We start from the raw sequence: 22875 nt of genomic DNA, 5'->3' as shown, positions 1-22875 counted from the left end.
ATATATATCAGTGTATTAGCAGAATCACCCAGGTTCGTCGCGACCGCTTGGCATGAGCTTTGCCAGAAGCTCCCCATCAGTTGCAGAGAGACGCGCGTCGGCGGACCCCGTCCAGAGCCGAGGCATTCCCTCTCGAACGCCCGGATGGTGCAGCATGTCGATGGCGGCCGAAGTGAACCCGGAGACTTCCGCCCCGCGACTTGGGCAGCGCCTGACCGTCACAGGCGTCAACCACGCCTATGCCGGAGCGGCCGCGATCGAGGATGTCGGCTTCGAGGTTCCCGCGGGGACCATCGCCGCGATCCTGGGACCGAGCGGCTGCGGCAAGTCGACGATGCTTCGGGTCATCGCCGGGTTGTTGCGGCCCGATGCCGGCTCCGTGCGGATCGGCGAGCGTGACGTCACGGACATCCCGGCGCGCGAGCGCAGCGTCGGCATGGTCTTCCAGAACTATGCGCTGTTTCCGCATCTCACCGTTGCCGAGAACGTCGCCTACGGGATTTCGCGCCTCCCGCGCGCGGAGCGCCGCGAGCGCGTCGACGAGATGCTCAGGCTGGTTCGGCTCACCGCCTTCGCGGATCGCCTGCCGCGGCAGATGTCGGGCGGCCAGCAGCAGCGGGTCGCGGTGGCGCGGGCCCTGGCGCCGAGCCCGGCCATTATGCTGCTCGACGAACCTTTTGCAGCGCTCGACCGTGGCCTGCGCGCCGATCTGCAGTTCGAGTTCGTCCGGCTCCAGCGCAGCCTCGGCATCACCGCGATCATCGTCACGCATGACCAGGACGAGGCGCAGTCGGTCGCCGACCGGCTGATCGTCATGAACAAGGGCCGCGTCGAGCAGTCGGGCCAGCCAGCGGAGCTCTACGATTCTCCGGCGAGTCTCTTCGTCAACGGCTTCGTGGGCCATGCCTCGCTGCTCGAGGCCAAGGTCGAGAAAGGTGCCACCGGCGCCGGCCTGCGGCTGAGTTCGGGCGCCTTGCTGCCGATGCCGGCTCCGGTCGCCTTCGTGCCGGGCTCGCCTGTCGTCCTCGCGGTCAGGCCCGAGCACGTGATGCTTCAGGCCGAGGCATCCGCAGGTGCCCTGCCGGCAAAGCGGATGCTCTCCGTCCCGCAGGGGCCGCTGATGATGCACGACCTTCTCGTCGCCGGCACGCACCCCGTCCGCGCCGCGGAAAGCCGCGTGCCGGGCTCGCCGACCGACAACCTGCCGGAAGACGTCTTCGTGACCTTCGCTCTCGATCGCTGCCGCCTGTTTCCTGCCCCCTGACCGCCATCAGAAGGATCGCCGCCATGACCAGCCATCCGCTCAGCCGTCGCCATTTCACCGCCGGCCTCGCCAGCCTCGCAGGCCTGGGACTGCTCTCGCCGCAGTCCGCTCGTGCCGCAGGCTCGGTCGTCGCCGCATCCTTCCCCAACGCCTGGGAGGACGCCTATCGCAGGATCGTGGCCCCGCTGGTCAAGGCGCAGGGCACCGAGCTGGTTGTCGCGCCGGCGCTGGCGCAGGATCAGCTCGCCAAGCTGCTGGCCAACCCGTCCAAGCCACCTTTCGACGCCCTGCTGATGTCGCCCGGCCAGACGGCGGAAGCCGCGTCGCGCGGGCTGATCGAGAAGATCGACCCGTCGAAGCTGAAGAACTGGAGCAAGCTCGATGCTGCCGCCCGCACCGAATACGGGCCCAATGTCACCGTCGAGATCAATGGCATCGCCTATAATCCGAGCCTGGTGCCCAAGCCCGCCGGCTACAAGGACCTCTTCGAGAACAAGGCCTATGACGGCAAGGTCGCCTGGATCGGCTTCGGCTCGAACACCGCGACGATGGCCTGGGTCGAGATCGCCAAGCTTTATGGCGGCAGCGAAGACGACATGGCGCCCGTCTTCAAGCTGCTTGCCTCGCATCTGCCGAAGATCGGCGCGATCGCCAACAACGGCAGCCAGCAGATGACGATGTTCCAGCAGGGTGAGATCGGCGTCTTCATGGCCAGCACCGGCAATGTCGCGCGGCTGAAATCGCTCGGCGTGCCCTGCGAGTTCGTCCATCCGGTCAGCGGCTCGCCGAGCGTCCCGGTGACGATCCACCTCGCCAAGGGCGCCGCCAACCCCGAGGGCGTCTACCAGTACATGGATGCGGCGATCTCGGCGGATGCGCAGTCCAAGCTCGCCTTGCCGCCGACCGAGATGGTTCCCACCAACACCGAGGTGCCGCTGCCGCCCGGCATCAAGGCCTTCGTCTCCGACGAGCAGATGAAGACGCTGGTCTATCCCGACTGGGCGAAGATCAACGCCAAGCGCGCCGCCTGGACGGCAGAGTTCGACCGCGTCGTGCGCAAGTGAACGAGGGCCAGGCAACGCGGGAGCGCGCGGGATGAACCGCAACGGACTGCCATTTCTGCTGCCCATGCTGGCGCTGTCGCTGGCAGGCTTCCTCGTGCCGCTCGCCCTGCTCGGGGTGTTCAGCCTCGTCGACACAGCCGGCTCGCCGACCCTGGATAACTATCGGCGCCTGTTCGCCGATCCGTTCATCCTCAGCGTCCTCGTCGATACACTGGGCCTGGGCGCCAAGGTCGTCGCGCTGACGACGCTGATCGCCCTGCCGATCGTACTGCTCTACTGGCATGCCGGCCCGAAGATGCGCCGCGTCATCGTCTTCCTGACGCTGCTGCCGATGCTGACCAGCAATGTCGTGCGCACCTTCGCCTGGATCGTCATTCTCGGGAGGTTGGGTCCGGTCAGCCAGGCGATGGTCGAACTCGGCTTTTTCCCGGCGCCGCGCAGCCTGCTCTTCAACGAGACCGCGCTGGTCGTCGTGCTCGCGCAGATCGAACTGCCGCTGCTGGTCTTGCCGGTGATCGCGGTGATGACGCGCAGCGACGGCAGTCTGGCGGCGGCCGCCGCCACGCTCGGCGCCGGCCCTTGGCGCGTCCTGTCGACGATCCTGCTGCCGATGATGGCCCCCGGCATCCTCGCGGGCTGGGTGCTGGTCTTCGCCGGGGCGACGACCTCCTACGTCACGCAGTCGGTCATCGGCGGGGCGCGGCTGATCTACCTGCCCCAGTTCGTCTACCGCGAGGTCGGCGTGCTGTTCAATTGGCCGTCGGCGGCCGCCGCCGCCTTCGTGCTGCTGGCTGCGACCAGCATCGTCATGCTGGCGATGACGGCCGCCTCCCGCCATCCGAGGCTCGCCGGTCATGCTTGACGGAAACCGCCCGCTCGACTGGGCCTACCGGCTCTTCGTCTATGGCCTCGGCGGGCTCGCCATCGCCTTCATGGTCGCGCCCGTCGTGGTCGGCCTGGCGATGTCGTTCACCGCCGGCCAGACCCTGAAGTTTCCGCCGGACGGGCTGTCGCTGCGCTGGTACTCAGCCTTGCTCGACCCGGAGCAGTCAGGCCCGATCCACACGGCGATCCTGCACTCCGCGCAGATCGCCGTGCTGACGGTGCTCGGCGCCGTGCTGGTCGCGGCGCCCGCCGCCTATGGCGTGACGCGGCTGAAGCCTGCGGCGTCGGCAGCCGTCGAGCCGCTGATGCTCGCCCCGCTCGTGCTGCCGAGCCTCGTCTACGGCCTGGCGGCGCTGATCGCCTCGGGCCGCGTCGGACTGAGCCCGTCCTTCGGCCTCGTCGTCTTCGGCCATATCGTCGTGTTCGGGCCGCTGATGTACCGCTCCTGCGCAGCGATCACCCAGCGGCTCGACCCAAGCCTCGAGGAGGCGTCAGCCCTGCTCGGCATGGGACCCTTCCGCACCTTCCTGCGCGTGACGCTGCCGCTGATGCTGCCGGGCATTCTGGCGGGCATGTTCCTCGTCTTCATGCAGTCGCTCGACAATGTCTCCGTGACGCTCTTCCTCGCCGATGCGCGCACCACGGTGCTGCCGCTGCGGATGTTCCAGATGATCGAGGAATCGCTCGATGTCCGGGTCGCGGCCATCTCCGGCGTGCTGATCGGCGCGGTGCTGCTCTGCCTCATCGTCTCCTGGAAAGCGCTTGAGCCCAAGCGCCAGGGCTAGGCGTCACTCCCGATTCCATATCGCCAGATTCCATCTCGCAAGGATCACTCTCGTGACATCACCGTCGCCTGCCGGCCGCCGCATCGAAGCCCTGCTGGCCGATTTCGAGCCCGACTTCCAGTTCGACGCGCCGCTGCCGTTGCCGCTCGAGGAGTTCGAGGAGCGGCTGCGCAAGGTTCGTCGCGAATGCGTCGTGGCCGGGCATGACGTGCTGATCGTTCACACCGACATGATCGGCTGGTTCCATACCTCAAACGCCTATCTGCGCTATCTCTGCGACTGGATGCGCGAGGGCGTGCTGATCGTCCCGATGGACGAGGACAAGCCGCTGACGCTGCTCTCCTTCTTCACGCAAGCCGTCATCCTCCCCCCCGGCGGCGAGCCGGTGCTGGTCGAGGATATCTGGCAGATCGGCGCGATCGGGCGCGAGTATGCCGACCGGCCGGGCTCCTCTGTGGTCAAGACGGCGGAAGCCTGTGCCAAGCTCCTGGCCGACATCGTTCCTGCCCGCCCGCAGATCGGCTGGATGGGCGACAGCCGCTCGGGAGAGTTCATCGGCCTGATAAAGGAGCTGGTGCGGGGCGCGAGCTTCACCGACGAAAGCGCCATCATCGACCGGATGCAGCGGGTGCGTTCGCCGCGCGAGGTCGGCATGTTCCGCGCCGCCTGCCAACTGATCGATATCGGCATCCAGGCGGCCTATCACGTCGCAAAGCCCGGCGTGACCGATCACGAGATTTTTGCGGCCTTCACCTATGCGCAACTGGCGCGCGGCGGTGAATCGGCCGATGGCTACCAGATCGGCGCCAACGCCTTCGGCACCCATTGCGGCAAGCCCTATGGCCACGTCATGCGGCCGGGCGACATCGCCAATCTCTACATCTCCAACGTGACCTTCCGAGGGTACAACGCCCAGACCTCCCGGATGATCGCCTTCGGCGACATCACCGCGCGGCAGGAACTGGTGCTGTCGGCCTGCGAGGAGGGCGTGAAGCGCGCCGAAAAGCTGATCAGGCCCGGCGCGCTGATGCGCGACATCAACAACGCCGCCTTCGAGCCGATGATCGAGAAGGGCATGCTGTCCTCAGCCGAAACGCGGACCATGCCCTATAACTGGAGCACAGCCGAGGATGGCGGCCCGCGGCTAATCAAGCGGCAGCAGGTCAGCGCGCCCGACTGGGAGGCGCAAGGGCGCAAGCTGATGCATGTCTATCCGGCGACGCACGGGCCCCATAACCCGAATATCGGCCACGCCGTCGGCATGGCCAGCGCCGGAAACGCCTTCAACCTTGCCTCGCACAACTACGATCGCCTGGAGGAAGGCATGGTCTTCGTCCTGCACGCGCAATGGCTGGAGCCGCTCTCGGCCGGCGCCAATCTCGGCGACTTCTACGTCGTGACATCAGACGGGTTCGAGAACCTCAGCTGCCATACGCCGCTCGCGACGCATCGCATTCCAGCTTGAAATCCGGTGTCCGCGAGGTCTCAGCGCCCCGCGCCATCAGCGAAAGATCGACCGTGACCGACACGAGTTCAACCGACTCGCCCGCCGGCGACATCGTCACCTTCGATTTCGCCAAGCTGACGCCGCGCGAGCGCTACAAGCTGCTGATCGGCGCGGTGGGGGGCGCCGGCGCTATCAGCAGCATTATTGTCGCTACTCGCTGACGCATTTTCCTTCCACAAACGTTACGCATGGAGCGTTGAGTGCTCGGCGAGCCTTGCAGGCCTCGGCCGCGCCGCGCCCCCATGCTGCAGGTTCGGACACCAGCGATCTTGGCCAGCAAACGATGGCCTGAGACTGGCCGGCGACTTGCCGATGCACTTCAAGAATCGCTGATTAGCCAAATGGACGGCTTTGGACAGCTGACTCCCAACCTTTAAGTCATTGAATTGTTTATGATGTGGACGGCTTGAACGGCTCTCTTTCTTTTTCTGAAAAGAGATCAAGAGACAGCGCACGCATGGACGGAACATCCATCGACTGGCCCGAGGGGTGCGGGGCAGCAGCATCGTTCAGCTGCTTACCCAGTGCTTACCTGAAGCAATTCATGAAACCACCCGAAGGTGTCAGCCGTTCCAGAAATCCCGGTCTTTACAGCGGGTTAGGAGTGGCTGGGGGACTAGGATGCGCAGCCAATTGGCCGGACCCTTTAAGTCATTGAAAATACTGACTACACGAGTGTGACACTATGGTTCTGTGCTACACCAGCATGTCAGACGCCGCAACACCATTATGGTCGAGCGGATCCGTCGGGGTAAGCCCCTCCGGCGTCAACTTGCCAGGCCTTGGTCGTTCCTAGTGGCACGTGATGGGCGCGGTGAAGCTGCCCTCGATGGTCAACAGCGTGTTGACGCGCACTTCGTGGCCGCGGTGCAGCTGCCAGACCCGGCCCTGGGGCGCCTCGGCGTCCGCGCCGAGCAGGACGCGGTAGGCGATGGCGTCGAGCTGGTTGCGGCACGGAATGGCAGCGATCGTCGGCGCCGGCAGGTCGAACCCGGTGCGCGGATCGACATACTCGTCGCCGATGACGACGTAACTGAACAGGCCGGTCTTGTCCGGCTCGTTCCACACGCCGAAGACCAGATCGGCCTCGGCGATCTCCTTGCGCACAACCTCAAGGTAATGCCGCGGCGAACCCTTGACCTTCATCATGATGCCCCGGGCGCTGCGGTACAGCCGCTCGCCCCTCTTTTCGCAGATCTCACAGCTCATAGTTCGTCTCCCGTGGCTTGAATGCGCGATGATTCGACGCCAGTAGATTCTGAATGCATGGGTTCGATTCGCTAAGTCGATGAGTGCGCTGGGGGCATGAGCGCGGCGCTTGTCCACAAATCGGCGAGCAGTCATTTCGTCGGTAGTCTGGCTGTCCGACTACCTTGCCAAGACCGATAGACGGGCAACGCAGTCGCTTTCGACGGGTCCAGAAAACCATGAAGCTTGTTCGCGATGCTCGCACTCTCAAGGCGAAGGCCATTAGCTCGCTGCGCAGTGGGATGACCGCCTTCAATAGCTTCGACGACGAAGGCAGAGTTACGGTCGTGCTGCTGCACCTCCAGCACGCGTGCGAGATGCTCCTGAAGGCGGTGCTCGTTCAGAACAAGGTCGGCGTGTTCGACAAGGCGACGGGCAAGTCGCTCGGTTTCGAAAAATGCCTTCGCATCTGCTGCGGCGGCCACGGCCTCACCCAGGAGGAGGCCGGCGTCATGAGGGCCATCGACAGCCTGCGAGACGCCGCTCAGCACTGGTACGTCTTCGTGGCGGAGGACCTGCTCTATCTGAACACCAAGGCCCTGGTGACCGCATTCGATGGGTATCTGAAGCGCACGCTGGATGACGACCTCGCGAGCCATATTCCGCCACGTGTCCTACCGGTCTCGACGCTTCCTCCCGGCGATTTCGAGTTCCTGGTCGATAGGGAGTACAACCTGATCGCGGATCTGCTCCAGCCCGGTCGGCGCCAGCGCGACGAAGCCCGGGCCCGCATAAGGTCAATGCTGGCAATGGAAAGCATCGTTGTCGACGAGGTCGAAATTTCGGAACGCGACATCGACCGCATCGAAAAGGCCGTGAAATCAGGAAGGCCGTTCGTCGACGTATTCCCTCGCCTGTCCACCGTTGGCACGCAAACCGATGGGGACGGCATCAATCTCACCGTGCATTTCACCAAAAAGCAGGGAGCCCCGGTGCGGTACATCGGCGGTGACGACCCAGCCGACGCAGCCGCCGTTCGAGAGCTGGATCTGCAGAAGAAATTCCACACACGGGCCGCCGATCTCGCTTCGAAAATCGGCCTGACGGTTCCGAAGGCCAACGCCCTAAGGGCTCACCTCGGCATAGATGACGATCCGACCTGCCGCCACGTCTTCGAGTTCGGGTCGCAAAAGATCGCTTGTTTCTCCGACAACGCGATCCGTCGAATGACAGAGGCGCTGCCTGCAGTGGATATGGGCGAAATATGGCGAACTCGGAGACGCTGAGCCTATCGATTAAGCCAGTCCCGTCTCAAAAGCGTGCCCTGGGAGCAAAAGGCAAAATGGAAGCCTCACCCCCACTATCGGCCTCCTTGAGGCCCTGAGCCGGCTTCAAGCGCACCACCTCAGCGCGTTCTCGCGAAAACCATCCATGTGGGAGGCTGGCCAAATTCTCGACATCTCCAGCCGGGATAGCGAACTCCAGAGCCAGCAAATCCGCTTTCGTCCGCCCGCCCTCTTCGGTGATGAGATGCAACGCATCCGACAGCAGGCGTGGCTCGACCGGAACCCACTGTCGATCGAACGGCTCTTCGCGCGACCATCCTTTCGCAGAGTGCAACTTGTAGAGGTGGGTCGCAAAGTCCGGCGGTATCACCTCCAAATCTGACAGGCGCTTGATCTGGGCCTTGACCGACACGCGCCAACGCTCTTTCAGGCTGACAAGGCCGGCAAGGGACGGCGAGCGGACCTCTATCGGATACGTCGTTGAGGGCAGGAGGAACGCGCTCGCAAGCCTGAATGCCTGCGCCTCAATCAGCTTCAGGTTCGCCTTCAGTTCCTCGCCTCCGACGTCCCGGTGAAGGACGCCGTGCGCCATCTCATGCGCCGCATCCATCTGCCGCCTCGCGAACGACATCTTATCGGTAGAGAGCAGAACGTGAGGCCGACCCGTGATGGGAGACCAGCTGCAAAGGCCGTCAAGCTTGGCGGTTCCCATTTCTATGGCGCCCACGACGAAGCCGACGCGCTCCATCAGCCCGACGACATCGGCACAAGGACCCTCCCCAAGACGCCAGTGACGGCGAAGGTCGAGTGCGATCTGCTCGAGATCCTCATCGCGCAGCTGCCGGTAGGTTGCACCGGCAAGCATGTCGGGGACGTCGATCTGCGGCAGATCGACATAATGCTCGACTACGGCACTGACTTCCTGAAGCCACCGCATCTGCGAACGCTGATAGTCGAGATCGCGCACCAGCGTTGTCGAGAGGGAGCGCAAGAAGACGGGGCGACCGTCGTCGTAGACCGGCCGCAGAAAATATTCCGGGCGCACGCCAAACTGTTCCGCAAGCCGGATCAACGCCTCGGTGTCGGGCGCGGATGATCCGTCTTCCCAGCGCGACACTGTGCTGGGATTAATGCCCATCACCCGCGCCAACGCCGACATGCTTGAAATGCGGCGCGCCCTTCTGGCCTCCGTTAGGCGGCCAGGGACGAACCCTGGTGTACCGACGCGCATTCGCTTTATCCTACTGGCCGACCATCATTCTAACGTCGAATGATTCTTAAGGCCTTAAGCTGAACCGTCAGCCGATCCCTCGTCGTCCCTGTCGTCGGACGCCTCCGGCGGCTTGAACGTCTTTCGGCCCGGCTTGAGCTTGATCAGGCTAGGCAGTGCCGCCGGCGCGTCGCTACCTGTCTCCGGAGCCGGTGGCGCGGCCGAGACATAGTTCGAGATGAACGCCTCGATCGTCTCGTAAAACAGGTAACTCTCGTACTTAGAGTCGATGGCACCGATGGCGATCTCATCAATCTTGCCCGAACGGGCGGGGTCGCGCGCCACGAGGAAGAGGACAAAAACGTCGCCGGGCTGGGGATCGGAAGCATCGAGGCTAAGGCGCGGCGTCAAATGGAAATTCAGCGTGACGCCGGTCATCCGGGACTGGTTCTTGTTCGGCAGTTCTCGCCGCGCAGGCATCGAGGCAAGACCAAGGATCACGCCGCCCTTGCTCCCTTCGAAACGCATGAACGGCTGGAAAAAGCGCAGTTCTGTTCCGGGCAACAGCCCCCCGCCCAGCGCGACCGCGCCGTGTTGCTCACAGATGTCCTGAAACCCCTTTTCCATCAAACGGAAGCGCACTTGTCCCTCGGCGCCGCGGGCGCTGCGGCCATCCAGGTCCGTGTGATCGCGAATGAGCTCATGCGCCTTCAAGGCGCGCGCGACCCCCATATCGATCAGGTCCAACAGAAGATCCCGGGGCAACGCGGCCACCAGTCGTCGCATAAAATCATCCGTCATAGCCTCGCTCCCAAACCATGCACTACCGCTGATTTATGATCGATAATTTTGCGTAATGCAAGTCCGTTGTCATATTCTGTGCGGAATGATCTGTACCGCCTGGTGGCGAGATCGCTGTGTCGTCCGTTTGCGAACCTCTGTCTCGACTTGCTCAAGAGGCCAGAACCTACCGTGTATGCAAAGTCACAGTTAATCGGCGGCTGGTGTCTTGCGCCAGCTTGAGGTCCGCCGAGCAGCCGCATAGGACTGGAGATATGATTTGAGTCTGGCGCCTTGCGCGCAGCGGAGACGATTGCCAGTGCCGAGGCCCATCACCAGCATCCGGGACAATCGTCAGCGCGGTTCAGCTTCTGATTTCATCAAGGATCGCGTTCTCGCCGACAGCAGGCTTAGCATCGTCTCCGCATACTTCACGAGCTCCGCATATGGCTGCTTAAAGCCAATTTTGGACAAAGCTGGCGCGGTCCGTCTGCTCTTTGGTGAGCCTCGCTTCCTATCGAGCGTTGAGGCTCAATCGCTCGTCCCGCCTGCCTTCGCCTTGACCGAGAACGGGCTAGCACTAGTGGATCAGCTCCGGCAGCGCGCCACAGCACAACAATGTGCGGAATGGATCCGACGGTGCGGCGAGGTGCGTTCGATCCGCCGAGCTGGCTTGATGCACGGGAAAATGATCCATGTGCATGATGGAGCCCGCGAGCACGCCCTAGTTGGAAGTTCCAACTTCACAGTGAAAGGGCTGGGCTTCACCGAGCGGCCCAACATCGAACTGAACTTGGTGGTCGACAGCGACCGTGATCGCCACGATTTACTGATCTGGTTCGACGAGCTATGGGGCGACGACACGCTGACCGTCGATGTGAAGAACGAGGTTCTTCAACGTCTGGAACAGCTTGGAGCCCATAACAGCCCTGAGTTCATCTACCATAAAACTCTGTTTCACCTATTCCAGGATTACCTTTCGGATCAGACCGCCCAGGAAGATCGGCTCGGCCAATCGGCCTTCGCGGACACGGCTGTATGGAAAATGCTGTACGCGTTTCAGCGGGATGGCGTCCGAGCCGTTCTCGGCAAGCTGAACCGCTACGGCGGATGCGTCTTGGCGGACTCGGTGGGCCTGGGCAAGACACTAACCGCGCTGGCCGTAATCAAGTGGTATGAGCTGCGCAACCAGCGGGTCTTGGTGCTGTGCCCTAAGAAGCTTCGGGAAAACTGGACCGAATACCTCGCGGGGAATAACTCGGACCTCAACCCTCTTCGAAGCGACCGCCTCGCCTATACCGTCCTGTCGCATACGGACCTAGGCCGGGAAGCGGGTCGGGTCGGTGACATCGACCTGTCGCGCATCAACTGGGGCAGCTTCGATCTCGTGGTGATCGACGAGTCGCATGCTTTCCGGAACGCTGCAGGAGGACGCTACCAACGACTGCTCGACGATGTGATCAGGGCGGGAAATCCTACCAAGGTTCTGATGCTGTCCGCGACGCCTGTGAACAATGACCTGGTTGACCTCAAGGCTCAGCTTGACCTGATTGCCAAAGACCGGCCCGATGCCTTCCAATCGCTTGGAGCTCCAAACTTGGCCGCGCTGATCGGTCAGGCACGGCAGCGATTTAAGGCCTGGAGCAAGGCGGGCGGGCGGAACACCGCGGCGCTGATGGCATCGCTTCCTCCCGCATTCACCAGCCTGCTCGATGGCGTATCAATCGCGCGGTCCCGCCGCCATATCGAACGGCACTATGCCGATGCGTTGGACGCGATCGGCCGTTTCCCGGCACGCGAGCGTCCGATGTCGCTCGCGCCTGGCATCGACCTTGCCAGCAAGTTTCCGTCGTTTGAAGCCATCGACGCGGAAATCAGCGGGTTGAACCTCGCTCTCTACAATCCTTTCGCGTTCGTGCGCCTCGAGCACCGCGCACGATACGACGAACGGGATCGGCGCACTGTCGGTTTCGACCAAGCTAATCGCGAACGGTACCTCATCGCCATGATGAAGGTTGGTTTCCTTAAGCGGCTGGAGAGTTCGGTCAATTCGTTTGGGTTGACGATGGGCCGAATGGTCGACCGCATCGACGCTCGGCTAGCCGAATTGACCGCCTTTCAAGCCAACCACGCCTCCGTGGCAGCCACGGCGAGCGTTTCGCTCGGCGACGAAGTCGACGGCGATGATGACCTCGCGGCAGCATTCGAGGTTGGCGGCCGACTGAAATATGATCTGCGCCACGTGGACGTCGGGGCGTGGGAGACCGCCCTGCGCCGGGACCGCGATCGCGTGGCGGGCCTGGCCGCCGCCGCCGCCGCCGTGATCCCGGCGCGCGACGCGAAGCTTGAGCGCATCAAGGCGCTTGTGCTGGAAAAAGCGGGATCACCTTCTCGTAACCGCGACGGCTCTCCCAACCGCAAAATCATCTTGTTCACCGCCTTTTCCGACACAGCCCGTTATCTGCACCGCGAGCTGGAGCCTGTGGCGCGGGCCGAGGGCCTGCATGTTGGACTGGTCACCGGCGATAGCAGCGCTGCTTCGATCGGCCGGGCCCGCTTTCAAGACGTGCTCGCCAACTTCGCGCCGCGATCGAAGAAGCGGGCGGCAATGCGAGGCATGCCAGGCGAGGAGATCGATTTGCTGATCGCCACTGACTGCATCTCGGAGGGCCAGAACCTGCAGGACGCCGACATGCTCGTGAATGTCGACATCCACTGGAATCCGGTGCGACTAATCCAACGCTTCGGGCGCATTGACCGGATCGGCGCGCAGGCCGAGACGGTACGGATGGTCAACTTCTGGCCCACCGACGACCTGAATCGATATCTGAACCTCAAAGATCGCGTGGAATCGCGCATGGCGTTGGTCGACCTCTCGGCCACTGGCGACGATAACCTGCTTGCCGAGGCACGTGACGCAGCAGAGGGCGAGACGCACTGGCGAGACGAGCAGCTTCGTCGGCTTCAGACCGAGGTCTTCGACCTCGAAGAGGTTCGCGAAGGCGTCGGCTTGGCAGAGTTCACACTCGACGAATTCCGCGCCGATCTGCTGAACTTCGCCCGCGCCAACGCCGACGCCTTGCGCGACGCCCCGCTGGGCTTGCATGCGATAGCGCCCTCTGTGACCGCGTCGGGTACACTCGATCCCGGCGTCATCTTCTGCCTGCGTCGCAAAGGGCCGCCGGCCGCGTCGATGGTCAACCCGTTAGAGCCCTTCTACCTCGTCTACCTCGGCGACGACGGTGTCGTGCGGCACGGCTTCTCCCAGCCGAAGTCGGTACTGAGAGCAATGGCGGCGTTATGCGCCGGTCGAGCCGAGCCGTTTGAGCAGCTATGCCATTCGTTCGACGCCGAGACGCGATACGGCGAAGCGATGGAGCGCTACAACGCCTTGGTGGCCGCCGCCGTTGCCGACATCGGACGCGCCTACGCGGTCCGGGCAGCTGCGGGCCTGGCGGCCGGACGTGGCGCGAGGCTGGCGGATGGCGCGGCTCAGGCGCGTACTGACTCGGAGTACGAGCTGATCACGTGGTTGATCGTACGGCCGGGCGATGGGAGCGCCGTATGAGCCACACTGTCCAACGGCTCGACCGGATCGGCGTCGCCCTGTCCACTCTGACGACCTCTGGCTACGTGGATGGCGCCCGCGAGCTGCTGCGCGCGCTCGGCTACGACAGTCCCAAGACGCTGGACACCGGCGGCGCGCCAGCCGCGCTGCTGGAAGCGGTCGGCCTCGATCCAGCCCGGTTCACCTCGTTCGGTGGCGTCGCAGCGTGGCGCGCTCTGGACATCGTCTTCCAGTTGACAGGCGACGAGTTGCCGGCGCTGGCACGGGGCAGCGTGCCGGCGACGTCCGGCGAATACCGCCACCGCGACATTGACAGCTTCGTCTTCCTCGCTCTCGACCTTCAGGACCGCACTTGGACGCGGCGCGAGCTGGTCGGGATCACACGCGAGCTGAACCGCGGCTTCGCGATGCCCGCGATCATCCTATTCCGCCATGGCGACCACGCGACGCTGGCGGTCATTGACAGGCGGCTCAACCGGCGCGACGCGTCGCGCGACGTGGTCGGCGGGCGGATCAGCCTGGTCAAGGACATCGACCTCGCGAGCCCGCATCGCGCCCATCTCGATATCCTCGCCGATCTGACGCTGGCAGGCCTGCGCCCAGCTCCCGCCGACTTCCGCAGCCTATATGACCGCTGGCTGACGGTGCTGTCGGCCTCGGAGCTGAACAAACGCTTCTATCGGGATCTGGCCGACTGGTTCGCCTGGGCCAGCGGCGAAGGCGTGGTTATGTTCCCGCCTGGCCAGGGAAATGGCGACGGCGAGCGGCAGATCGGCCTCATCCGCCTGCTGACCCGGCTGATGTTCGTCTGGTTCGTCAAGCAGAAGGACCTCGTCCCGGCTGAGCTGTTCGAAGAACAGGCGCTTCGTGACCTCCTGGTCGAGTCGCCGCATGCCCACCCTGACGCCAACGGCTATTACCTCGCCGTCCTCCAGAACCTGTTCTTCGCCTGTCTGAACACCGAGATGGACGAACGCGGCTGGCTTCCGCGAGACGGCTCGGGCGGGACCACCGCCTACCTCGTCCACAGCAAGCTGCGGCAGCGCATCATGTTCGCCGACGCCGATGCGGCGCTGGCGCAGTTCGCCCGTGTGCCTTTCCTAAACGGGGGCCTGTTCGACTGCCTGGACGTGGAGATCAAGCCCGGTGACCCACGCGCCGACCGCGCCACGACTGAGGGGCGCCGTCGGGTGCTACGCGTCGACGGCTTCTCAGAGGAGGCAGAGCGCCAGCCACGCTTGCCCAACCGGCTGTTCTTCGGCGGCCAGCCAGATGCCGATTTGTCGGGTTATTACGGCAAGCGCACGACCCGCAGCGTCCCTGGACTGATCGACCTGTTCGAGCGCTACAAATTCACTGTCGAGGAGAACACACCTCTCGAGGAGGAAGCGGCGCTCGATCCGGAGCTGTTGGGCAAGGTCTTCGAGAACCTGCTCGCCTCCTACAATGAGGACACCAAGACGACGGCGCGCAACAAGTCGGGCAGCTTCTACACTCCGCGCGAAGTGGTCGATTTCATGGTCGACGAGGCGCTGGTCGGCTATCTCGCTCCAGTGTTGAAGCCTTTGCTGGCGGGCGGCATGCGCCCTCGCACTCCGGGCCTTGATTTCGGTCCCTCTCCCGGCGAACTGACGCTGGAACGTCCCACGTCGTCGATCTCGGATGCGACCAGCGAGAGCTCGACGGACCAGCGGCTACGTGACCTGCTGAGCTATGCGGCGGCGGCACCCACCTTCAGCGACGGCGAGGCCGACGCCCTGGTGGCGGCGATCGAGCGCTGCCGCGCCATCGACCCGGCGGTTGGCTCCGGCGCGTTCCCGCTCGGGCTGCTGCAGAAGCTGGTCCACGTACTGAGCCGGCTGGACCCAAGCGGCGGCAAATGGCGTGCTCGCAACCGGGAACCTCTGGAGCAGGCGTTGGCGGCCGCCGAGCGCACGCCCGCGCTGCACGAGCGGCAAGACCGGGTGCGTGACGCCCGTGAGAAGCTCGCCTCCTTCGATGCGAGCTTCGACACCGGCGCCGCCGACTATGCCCGCAAGCTCTACCTGATCGAGGGGTGCCTGCACGGCGTCGATATCCAACCCATCGCCGTCCAAATAGCCAAGCTGCGCTGCTTCATCGCGCTGGCGGTGGAGCAGGCGGTCGACGACGCCAAGCCCAACCGCGGCATCACGCCCTTGCCTAACCTGGAAATGAAGTTCGTCGCCGCCAATGCTCTGGGGCTGGTCGCCTCCGGCCAGGGCCAACTACGCGACCCCGCGATCGTCGGGCTGGAGGCCCAACGGCGCGACGTCAATGCCACCTTCTTCTCCGCCCGCAACCGCCGCGCCAAGTCGGCGGCGCGGAGGCGGATCCTTGAGATCCGCGATGAATTGGGCGACTTGCTAGAGAAGTCGGGCTTTCCGGCCGAGGACGCCCGGGCGCTGGCAGCCTGGGACCCGTTCGACGCCAACGCCGCCGCGCGCTTCTTCGACCCGGAATGGATGTTCGGACTGGGCGACCATGGCCAGGCCGGCGAGGACGTCGGCTGCTTCGACATCGTGTTCGCCAATCCGCCCTATGTTCGGCAGGAGAAGATCGAGAGCTATCTGGTCGAGGGGCATCCCGCGAACCCGAAGAGTAAGTTGCGCGCTGACTATACCACCTTTGTTGGTACCGCCGACCTTTATGTCTACTTTTATGAGCGCAGCGTACGCTTACTTAAACCAGGCGGCGTCATCGCGTTCGTCACGTCGAACAAATGGTATCGTGCTGCGTATGGCGCGAAGCTGCGGGCGTGGATTATAGCACAAACAAAATTGCGGGCGGTAATCGACTTCGGCGACGCCGAGGTGTTTGAGGCTATCGCCTACCCCACTATTGTGGTGGCACAAAAGCGCTCGGGGCGGCCTGCAGTCGCCAGCGAGACGTTCCGTGCACTGAATTGGACACCGGGACAGCCTCCTGACGGTTTCTCGGAGCGTTTCGCGGCTGAGGCCTTCTCTATGCCGCAGACCGCACTGCCGTCGGGCGGCTGGCAACTAGAACCGCAGGGCAAACGCGATTTGCTAGGGCGCCTGCGAGCCGGCGGTCGGCCGCTCACCGAATGGTGCGGCGGGCGCTTCTATTATGGCATCAAAACAGGACTTAACGAGGCCTTCGTCATCAACGAGGATCAACGCGCTGAGCTGATCTCCGCCGATGGAAAAAATGCCGATATCATCAAGCCATTCATTGGGGGGCGAGACGTAAAGCGCTGGCAGGTGACTCCTCGCCCTCAATGGCTTCTGTTCGTGCCTTGGCACTTTCCATTGACTGAGGACCTCAGTATCACCGGACCGTCCTCTCGCGCCGAACAACTATTTCTAGAACGGTTTCCGGCAATCTATAAGCACCTGGAATCTCATAAACGGAAGCTGGAACAACGGGATAAAGCCGAAATTGGAATCCGATATGAGTGGTATGCACTACAACGTTATCGCGTTTATTGGCGCGAGTTCCTGGAACCCAAGATATTCGTGCCAGCCATCGAGAAAGCATGTGCATACGCTCCTGACGGAAGCGGGCTTTTTGGAAACGACAAGACTAGTATAATTGTAAGTCCCCGCTGGAGGTATCTGCTTTCTATACTGAATTCGTCCGTATCTTGGTGGCTTACAAGGCAGGAATTCTCATCTAAGCAAGGGGGATTTTATGAATTTAAGCCTATGTACGTAGGAAAGCTGCCAATACCCGATCCAACCCCCGAGCAAGAGGCGCTTATATCGGTTGCCGTTGATGCCATTCTCGCCGGAGCGCAGCCGCGCGCGACGCTGGAGTCCCTCCTCAACGCCTTCGTCTACGAGTTGTTCTTCCCCGTGGAGGTTGCCGGCGCCGGCTCTCCCTTCACGGCAGCCCGGGATGCCGGATTGCCCGCCCTTGCCGGTCTAACAGGGCCTGCCCTAGCTCGCGCCGCCGAAGCCTGGTCTCGGGTCATCTCGGATCCTGAAAGTGCGCTTCACCGCACCCTCTTCGCTCTTCAGTCGCTCGCTCCCGTTCGCATTATCGAAGGACGCACATGACCGAGCCCGCCGCGCCGCCTGCCGCGCCGCGCCTGAAGCGGATCGAGGTTACCGATTTCCGCGCTTTCCCAAAAGGCCATCCCGGCGTGCTCGACCTCGGCGCCGAGGGTGCCAGCCTGCTGTTGTTCGGCGAGAACGGCGCGGGCAAGTCGTCGCTCTATCGGGCGCTGCGCGACCTGTTCTCGGTGTCGCCGCCGCCGATCGCCGATCTTCACAACGTCTTCTCCGACCTGCCTTCGCCAAGTGTCCGCGTGACGTTGACCGACGGCACACAGTTGACCTGGTCGGGCGTCGGCCATCCGACTGCCGATGTGACCGACATCGCCCGCCGCTCAGCCTTCCTGACGCACACGGCGCTGCGCGAGTTGGTCTACAACCCAGGCAAGCGCGACGAGCCACTGGACCTGTTCCAAACCATGCTGGAGAGCCTGATCGGCGACTTCGACGCGACCCTGGACGGAGGCATCCGGCGCTCGGTCGGCGAGCTTTGGGCAGACGTCGATACCGCGATCACCACGCGTGTAGCGACGGCAAACGGCCCGCGACGTCCACGGGCCCACGTCGAAATGGTCGAAGCGGCGTGCGCGCGGTTCAACAGTGGGATGCGTCAAGCCCTGGAGCGGCTCGAGCCCCAGGTTCAGACGCTGCTTCGCCGCCTGCTCAATGTGCTCGGCGTCGATCCTATGGAATTTGTGGGCTTCGTATTCACGCCTGTAACCTACAACAATGTGCAGAAGGGTAAGATCGAGCGCCAGCCACTGACCGCCTCCGTCCGCATCCGCAGCCACCAACCGCGGGCGCCCCAAAATTTCTTAAACGAAGGCCGCCAGACGGCGCTGGCCATCGCCGTCTACCTGGCGGCGCGTCTGATCTGCGTGCCGCCGGGACGCGACAGGCTGAAGCTCTTGGTCATGGACGACCTGCTGATCAGCTTGGACGCAACCCACCGACGCCCGGTGCTGGACTTGGTCCTGGACCTGTTCGCCGACTGGCAAATCTTATTGCTTACCCACGACCGCTACTGGTTCCAACTTGCACGCGAGCAGCTCACAGATGGCTGGAAATCGGCAGAGATCTACGAGCGCTTTGACGGCGACGGCCTGATGACGCCCTACATTCGCAATGTGTGCATCGACATGGGTGAGGCAACGCTGCTTCAGGCGGAAGCCTTCATCGCGGACAACCATCCGGCGGCCGCCTGCAACTACGCCCGTTCCGCCTGCGAGCTGATCTTGAAAAAATTCTGTGCGAAGAGGTCCGTCAAATTCCCATACTTCGAAGACGATAAGCGACCTGATCTGAACGCTCTGCTCACCGCCGCAAGGGCTCATGTGGCGAACGATGTTCCAAGACTGAAGGCGCTGACGGACTTGGAGCCGCATAAGCGCTTCGTCCTGAACCCGCTCTCGCATGATCCGGCGAACCCCATACCGGCCGCGGACGTTCGCGCGGCGATCGAGGCGGTCCGGGAAGTCGCGCGAGCTTGCAGCAGGACCTATCAATAATCGTTAACCCTGATCGATCGCCACCACGCGCTAAATCGCCCAGCATTGGCGAAACGTTGACGAATTATTTCAGAATAGATAATTTGATCTGCTTAGAAATGCAGAGGTCAAGCGATGATGGACTCCGATGCGGAAGCGAAAACTCACGACTGGGTTCAGATCGCTAGCGCATCTCGGGATGCCGTGGGCCGGGCGCCGCATGGTGACAAGGTCGATGTGTTGCGGGAAGCGGCCAGCGAACACGGGCTAAGCGACAGTCATGTTCGTAGAATGATCCGCGCACTCACATTCGTAGACGCACAACACGGCAAAGACCCGACATTTGCTCAAGCGTTGCGCGGCGCGAGCTTCCGAGTCGCAGAGCTGGTCGATCGCTGGTCGCAATATGCCCCACAAGAGGCGAAAGCGGCGGCGCAGCGTTATTTCGATAGCAAGGTCAATTTCAAAGGCCTCCAGGCTCTATACGAGCAGGCCAGCGACAAAGCGGAACATCGGGTCGCGCCCGGCGGCTCGCAAATGCCAGATGACTATATTGCTGTGGCCCTGCAACGCGCCAAGGAGCTTGCGGACGTCGCTACGCAAGAGGTCACGGTCGATAGCGAGGCACGACTCGCGGGTGGAGTTGATCGGCTTCTCAAGGCACGAGATGGAACATTCTTCGCCGTGATCATCACCCCTCCGGGGCTGACGCCGCTGGCATATGGCGTAAGGCGCAAGCTAGATGCAGGGCGGATCGCACTCCACAATCTTGTCGGCATACGGACAGTCGTCATCCTTCCTGAGGAGGCGGCACCGTCTGAATTCACCGCCGTTCTCCAGATGTACAAGCTGCAGGACACGCCTGTCGGTGTGATAAAGGTGAAGCCACAGTTCTACGCGGAGTAGGTTGCGCGGCGGCGTTGCTATGCCTTCGCCCTCTCGATCGACGCGTCGATCAAGGCGATCTCCTTGGCCTTCGCCTCAGCCTCATCGCGCAGCCGCTGCTCCTCGTCCTGGCGCACCTCGTTGGCCAACGCAGTCATGGCAACTTCAGGATTTTCGATCGCTTTATCCCAGACGTTTTTGAAATCATCCGAGTAAATCAAAGCAGCTGCCGTGATCGCCTTGTTCATGGCAACCTTATCGCGCATGCGCGGCGTGCCGAGATGGAAGCTTGCGACGACCATCTCGTGAGCATGGGCGTGAACGCGCTTGCGCAGTTCGGCCACTTCGATCTCGTCCAATTGTTCGAACTTCATTGTCTGTATCCTTTCAGTTGCGCAGACGGACGAAGCTGCTTCGTCCGTCTTGGTCTTTCAGCTAGCGCCTAACTGACCGACCGATCGAGCGGGGCATCACCGCCATCGCCCGCGTTCTTCTTCCGCGTCTTCGGCATGCGCTCGGTGGCGACCCATTCTCCGAACTGGGTGCCAGTGTCGATCGGATAATCGGTGCGCGCGAAGGCCCGAACCAGCGGCTTGAGGTCTGCGGTCGTGCAATTCGCCCGCGCTGCCGCGTGCGTTGCCGCAACGATGGCTTCGCTCACCTCGTCATACTTCTCGAGGAAGCGGCGAAGGGCGACGAAGAAGGCGTCTCGCGTGGCCGTCTGCGCGGCGCGCGCTTGGAAGAACTTGTCGGCGTAGTCCGGCTTGCTGCCCATGCGGGCCTCCATCACGTCATAGCGACCCGATCGGCCGCGGCGCAAAAGTGCCGATATCAAACTGATTTGTCAAATTGCGTATTTCACTGGATCAGAAATGGTGATAGGAAAGCCGTATCCCCGAAGGGGCCCAATTATTCAACTTCGCCGCAGAGCGACTGAAGTTGATTGGTCCCGGCAGGGGCCTGAGGAGTGCCGCATGGCGTCATCATCGCCGTTGTTCGACAAGACGATGCATTTGCGCGCTCGGTGGGTGCGTGCTGACTACAGCGCTGGCGCCTTCGCTGTTGGCGCGGTGTCCGCCTATGTCGCTGGTCGATCATCGTTCGCAGGGCGGGCGATCACGAGCCCACACGGAGCCGCAGATATCGCGTTCACGGGCATCGCGGTGCCGCAGAGCGTCACACTCGACCGTGAAGAAATCTGGCTCCTAGCCGATCGTCTCGAGCGCAAACCCGATGGCGATTATCGCCGCAATGCAGGCCATATGCCGCGCATCGCCACGCATCTGGATGCAGCGCTGCCATGGGGCGTAGGCGACGAAGCCGCGCGCCGCATCGTCGAAGGATTTTCTCGCTGGGTGGTCGATACCTACGGCGTCGCGGTCGAGTACGCGGCTCACAACAAGGAGAAGCCGCTCGATCACGCTCATTTCCTGATCGGCACGCGCGTGCTCGCCGAAAATGGCTTTGGAAGGAAGGTTCGGGCGTTGAACGGGATCGCCCAACAGCACGCCGACCGCGCGGCCGGCAAGGAGATCGCGCATGCGCGCGGGGACGGCACGATCAAGCGCGTGTCGTCGGCCATGGACGAGATCCGCGCTCGGTGGGCCGAGTTGGTCGCCGCCGAAATCGGACACTCTGTCGATCATCGTAGCTACGAACGGCGCGGCGTCGACATCGTGCCGGTGCCGCGCGTCCGCCGGGGGGAGATCGAGTTTCAGAAACGAGTCGAGCGCCGCACCGGCGCAGCTCCTGAGTGGCGCAAGGATCGCGCTCGGCGAATGGCGGCTCGGTCCGGAACTCCGCTTGTGGCAAACGGCGTTGCCAAAGTGGCGACGCTTAATCTGAAGACCAACAGCATCACGCTGGCTGCGCGCCGTCAGCCGAAGCGCGTAAAGTCCGCCTGCGCTCCGACAGCATCAGCCGAGGTCGCCGCTCGTCATCTCTCGAGCCTTCGTCAGGACATCGCTCACCGAGAACTCGCCCCGATCGGCGATCTGCTTGAGACCGGACGACGGTTGGATGCAGAGGAAGCCACCAAAGGCCACAAGGCGATCGGCGAAATGGCCACGGCTCGTACGGGAAGCGGAGCTCATCCCAAGACGGACACCATCCAAAGCCGCTGGCGTGAGCGGGCGATAGATGTGAGCGACAACAACCTCTCGTGCCGTGTGTCGCTGATCAAGCAGCAGCGGCACTCCAAGGACGCGCTCGGCCACAAACAGCGACTCGTTCTGGTGCTTGTAGAGAAGCTGACCGGCGTCGATGCGCTCGTCGCTCTGCACCGCCTTGCTGAATGCGCTCGCCGCTTCGCCCAGGATTGGAAGAAGCTGACGTCCGTGCATGACGAGCAGTGGTTGAACCTGTTCGCCGCCCAGCGCGCGGCTTGGCGAGCGGCTATGCAAGAAGAGATCGTCCCCGCACATGCGGCAGAGCGCGAGACGGATCGGCCATCACGGGCCTCGGTCATGAGCACCGGCGACGCCGCCGGCCGCCGCCCGCGCAAACGCCGCGAGATGGGCACGGCTGCGCCCACCACGCAGGTTGTCGCGACCGCATACCTCGTGTCGTTGAGACATCAGTTCTTAGAAACATTCGCAAATCAGCGTGCATCATGGCGGATTCGGGCGAACGCCGAAGATGCCGATCGCGTTGCCCGCGGGCGTGTTGAGATCAGATCCAGGTGACGTGCTCCCCGAAAACTCGGCCAGTCCGAACTGGAATTTTCCACTTATGATCCCGGGATCGGGACGAGGAGAGTTCCATGAAGGCATCGAAGTTCACCGAGGCGCAGATCGCGTTCGTTTTGAAGCAGGCTGAGAGTGGCGTGCCGATCGCAGAGGTCTGTCGGAAAGCCGGGATTTCGGACGCGACGTTCTATAACTGGCGTAAGAAGTATGCGGGCCTGATGCCGTCGGAGATGAAGCGGTTG

At 63.1% G+C, this 22875-nt stretch carries 18 protein-coding genes; 13 read left to right on the top strand and 5 right to left on the bottom strand.

Annotated elements, in window-relative coordinates; all coding sequences use genetic code 11:
* Positions 1-154 precede the first annotated feature (154 nt).
* The 6 genes from AC1DYU_RS23405 to AC1DYU_RS23380 are packed head-to-tail and all read left to right on the top strand — an operon-like array spanning position 155 to position 5666.
* Positions 155-1264, top strand: coding sequence for an ABC transporter ATP-binding protein (locus tag AC1DYU_RS23405; RefSeq protein WP_476793739.1), 1110 nt, complete (start codon positions 155-157; stop codon positions 1262-1264).
* 23 nt (positions 1265-1287) lie between these two features.
* Entirely contained in the window at positions 1288-2328 is a 1041-nt protein-coding gene (locus AC1DYU_RS23400; RefSeq protein ID WP_476793738.1) for an extracellular solute-binding protein, read from the top strand.
* 31 nt (positions 2329-2359) lie between these two features.
* Positions 2360-3190, top strand: a complete 831-nt coding sequence (locus AC1DYU_RS23395) for an ABC transporter permease (protein WP_476793737.1) — start codon at positions 2360-2362, stop codon at positions 3188-3190.
* Positions 3183-3998, top strand: coding sequence for an ABC transporter permease (locus AC1DYU_RS23390; protein ID WP_476793736.1), 816 nt, complete (start codon positions 3183-3185; stop codon positions 3996-3998). Before AC1DYU_RS23395 ends, AC1DYU_RS23390 begins: the two co-directional genes overlap by 8 nt.
* A gap of 52 nt (positions 3999-4050) precedes the next feature.
* Positions 4051-5463 carry a M24 family metallopeptidase gene (locus tag AC1DYU_RS23385; protein WP_476793735.1) on the top strand — a complete coding sequence of 471 codons (1413 nt, stop codon included), beginning with the start codon at positions 4051-4053 and terminating at the stop codon, positions 5461-5463.
* Positions 5464-5516: 53 nt separating this feature from the next.
* The gene (locus AC1DYU_RS23380; protein ID WP_476793734.1) at positions 5517-5666 is read left to right on the top strand and encodes a hypothetical protein; all 150 of its coding nucleotides are present in this window, start codon (positions 5517-5519) and stop codon (positions 5664-5666) included.
* Between the two features lie 631 nt (positions 5667-6297).
* On the opposite strand, the gene AC1DYU_RS23375 is transcribed toward AC1DYU_RS23380, so the two are convergent.
* Positions 6298-6714 (bottom strand): hypothetical protein, encoded by a 417-nt coding sequence (locus tag AC1DYU_RS23375; RefSeq protein WP_476793733.1) that lies wholly within the window; start codon positions 6712-6714, stop codon positions 6298-6300.
* Positions 6715-6932: 218 nt separating this feature from the next.
* Between AC1DYU_RS23375 and AC1DYU_RS23370 the strand changes: the two genes are divergently transcribed.
* Positions 6933-7979 (top strand): hypothetical protein, encoded by a 1047-nt coding sequence (locus AC1DYU_RS23370; RefSeq protein WP_476793732.1) that lies wholly within the window; start codon positions 6933-6935, stop codon positions 7977-7979.
* A 25-nt stretch (positions 7980-8004) separates the two neighbouring features.
* On the opposite strand, the gene AC1DYU_RS23365 is transcribed toward AC1DYU_RS23370, so the two are convergent.
* Together AC1DYU_RS23365 and AC1DYU_RS23360 are read right to left on the bottom strand one after the other, a co-directional pair.
* A complete protein-coding gene (locus tag AC1DYU_RS23365) occupies positions 8005-9210 on the bottom strand; it encodes an XRE family transcriptional regulator (RefSeq protein ID WP_476793731.1) in 1206 nt (401 codons plus the stop codon).
* 54 nt (positions 9211-9264) lie between these two features.
* Complete coding sequence (locus AC1DYU_RS23360) at positions 9265-9990, bottom strand: hypothetical protein (protein WP_476793730.1); 726 nt, start codon at positions 9988-9990, stop codon at positions 9265-9267.
* A gap of 298 nt (positions 9991-10288) precedes the next feature.
* Here AC1DYU_RS23360 and AC1DYU_RS23355 point away from each other — a divergent pair, with 298 nt between their 5' ends.
* The 4 genes from AC1DYU_RS23355 (at position 10289) to AC1DYU_RS23340 (ending at position 19967) form a co-directional block, all read left to right on the top strand.
* Positions 10289-13537 carry an SNF2-related protein gene (locus tag AC1DYU_RS23355; protein WP_476793729.1) on the top strand — a complete coding sequence of 1083 codons (3249 nt, stop codon included), beginning with the start codon at positions 10289-10291 and terminating at the stop codon, positions 13535-13537.
* A complete protein-coding gene (locus AC1DYU_RS23350) occupies positions 13534-17577 on the top strand; it encodes an Eco57I restriction-modification methylase domain-containing protein (RefSeq protein WP_476793728.1) in 4044 nt (1347 codons plus the stop codon). The genes AC1DYU_RS23355 and AC1DYU_RS23350 overlap by 4 nt, the downstream gene beginning before the upstream one ends.
* Positions 17574-19082: an ATP-binding protein gene (locus AC1DYU_RS23345; RefSeq protein WP_476793727.1), complete on the top strand. Its 1509-nt coding sequence runs from the start codon at positions 17574-17576 to the stop codon at positions 19080-19082. The genes AC1DYU_RS23350 and AC1DYU_RS23345 overlap by 4 nt, the downstream gene beginning before the upstream one ends.
* A 114-nt stretch (positions 19083-19196) precedes the next feature.
* Complete coding sequence (locus AC1DYU_RS23340) at positions 19197-19967, top strand: hypothetical protein (RefSeq protein WP_476793726.1); 771 nt, start codon at positions 19197-19199, stop codon at positions 19965-19967.
* Between the two features lie 17 nt (positions 19968-19984).
* Here the strand turns inward: AC1DYU_RS23340 and AC1DYU_RS23335 are convergent, their stop codons facing one another.
* Together AC1DYU_RS23335 and AC1DYU_RS23330 are read right to left on the bottom strand one after the other, a co-directional pair.
* Positions 19985-20320, bottom strand: a complete 336-nt coding sequence (locus AC1DYU_RS23335) for a hypothetical protein (RefSeq protein ID WP_476793725.1) — start codon at positions 20318-20320, stop codon at positions 19985-19987.
* 68 nt (positions 20321-20388) lie between these two features.
* Entirely contained in the window at positions 20389-20721 is a 333-nt protein-coding gene (locus tag AC1DYU_RS23330) for a hypothetical protein (protein WP_476793724.1), read from the bottom strand.
* Between the two features lie 199 nt (positions 20722-20920).
* Here AC1DYU_RS23330 and AC1DYU_RS23325 point away from each other — a divergent pair, with 199 nt between their 5' ends.
* Positions 20921-22630: a MobA/MobL family protein gene (locus tag AC1DYU_RS23325; RefSeq protein ID WP_476793723.1), complete on the top strand. Its 1710-nt coding sequence runs from the start codon at positions 20921-20923 to the stop codon at positions 22628-22630.
* Between the two features lie 77 nt (positions 22631-22707).
* Positions 22708-22875: transposase (locus AC1DYU_RS23320; protein WP_476793798.1), on the top strand; the 168-nt coding region annotated here is incomplete at its 3' end.

The organism is Allobosea sp. P2_B12 (assembly GCF_056404835.1).
Note: the sequence above shows the minus strand (reverse complement) of the source record. Positions and strands in the feature narration are given on the sequence as shown.